Annotated in this window: 1 protein-coding gene; it reads right to left on the bottom strand. The window is 61.8% G+C overall.

Going from position 1 to position 739, the window contains the following annotated elements:
* A partial coding sequence (locus tag QK287_RS18420) for a ferritin-like domain-containing protein (protein WP_282361137.1) occupies window positions 1-739 on the bottom strand: 739 nt, incomplete at both ends.

Below are 739 nucleotides of genomic sequence, written 5' to 3'. Positions count from 1 at the left end.
TGAGGTAGGCGATGTTCAGGACCTGCCCCGGGCTGCGGCTGAAAGCGATGCCGTTCGAGTCGGTCGGGACAAGGTTGGCGGTGTCTTTAGTGCCAATACCCTGATCGAGATCAGTTGATCCATCGAGGCTGTCCCGGGCGTCGGAGATCGCCTGGGCTGGTACCTGCAGATCACGAGCGTAGAGAGTGGTTCTGATGATTCCGGCGTGATAAGCCTCGACAGCGAGGATACCGGCGGCGGCTTCGAGGTAGGTCTTGTTATCGATCAGCGGTGCCGCGCCCTTGTAGGCGGTGACGCCGACGTCTTCGAAAATGAACGCGCCCAGGAGGAAGCTTGTTTCGTCCGCAAAAGGGTTGAACGTCTGGCCTGCCTTGATCAGCCCCGCCGCCATGGCAGCGGCGGTGAAGCTGGCCTCCAGATCGATTTGCGGCCGGGAAACTGCGGCTTTGCCGAGCGCGGTGCGGAGGAATTTGACGTGCGATTCTTCGTCCGCGGCGATTTCCTTGGCGTATTTTTCGATCAGGCTGCCGGCCTTGAATGGTACCTTCGCCCCGCCCGTCACACCGCCCTTGCGTCCTTTGCCGTCCGTGAGTCCCTCACTCAGGCCCCGGCCTGTGACGGCCCGCAGGTAGAACTCCGCTTCGAGGTATTCCAGGTTGAGGGCGAAGTTTAGGATCGCCCCGTCGCTTGGCTTCTTATCGGAATGCTCTGCGTCGCCGTCCGCACGGGACGGTGAGGC

It is taken from the genome of Arthrobacter sp. AL05 (assembly GCF_029960715.1).
GTDB lineage: Bacteria > Actinomycetota > Actinomycetes > Actinomycetales > Micrococcaceae > Arthrobacter.
The sequence above is the reverse complement of the archived record's forward strand: the minus strand, read 5'-3'. Positions and strand labels throughout refer to the sequence as shown.